The sequence below is a fragment of the Thalassotalea sp. SU-HH00458 genome (genome assembly GCF_040362795.1).
Classification (GTDB): domain Bacteria; phylum Pseudomonadota; class Gammaproteobacteria; order Enterobacterales; family Alteromonadaceae; genus Thalassotalea_H; species Thalassotalea_H castellviae.
The window spans coordinates 1-579 of sequence record NZ_BAABWW010000028.1 but is presented as its reverse complement, the minus strand read 5'-3'; the positions used below and the strand labels follow the sequence as shown (position 1 = coordinate 579).

Below are 579 nucleotides of genomic sequence, written 5' to 3'. Positions count from 1 at the left end.
TTTAAGGGGCTGATAATTGTTTGCTAAAATGTGTAGCGAAGCGAAACCGAGCAAACTGTTAGCAGTCCCGCTTTAAATTCTTGTTATGTAGCTAATCTTCAATAGTGATGTTTTCTTGTCTTAGTTTTTCTATAACAGCTTCAATTTCCTCTAGAAAGACAGGAAAGTAAATACTATTAAGAAAACTACCACCATATAACACGATACTTTCAAATCCACGGTCGTCTTGGTGATAAGCCTTAGTGATTTCTATAAAGGGCAAAGCTTTTTTAATTCCAAAGTAGTTACGACCTAATACCTCTTTATCAGTAATCGTGATGGCTGATATCTTAGAAACAAACGCAATCACTAAGGCGCAAAAAAATGAAGCCACAATAATAATTCCAATTATTATAGGAATGTGGAACATTTCAATATGCTTAAATGCTTCGTCAAAATTATAATCACTTTTAATCAATTCTAAGACAGACAAAGCTATATATATGCAGCTAAGAATAGCAACAATCTTTATGAATAGATCTTTAAATAATGATTTCCAATTTACCAGATAATGCATAGTTCTCTATAGCTACATAACGC

1 protein-coding gene is annotated in these 579 nt (G+C 32.5%); it reads right to left on the bottom strand.

Annotated features, from left to right (window positions below):
• Positions 1-91: 91 nt before the first annotated feature.
• Positions 92-556 carry a hypothetical protein gene (locus ABXH06_RS17845; protein WP_353519102.1) on the bottom strand — a complete coding sequence of 155 codons (465 nt, stop codon included), beginning with the start codon at positions 554-556 and terminating at the stop codon, positions 92-94.
• Between the last annotated feature and the right edge of the window lie 23 nt (positions 557-579).

Excerpts from the sequence above, each read along its gene's own strand:
- ABXH06_RS17845 (WP_353519102.1), bottom strand. The coding sequence starts at position 556 with ATGCATTATCTGGTAAATTGGAAATCATTATTTAAAGATCTATTCATA.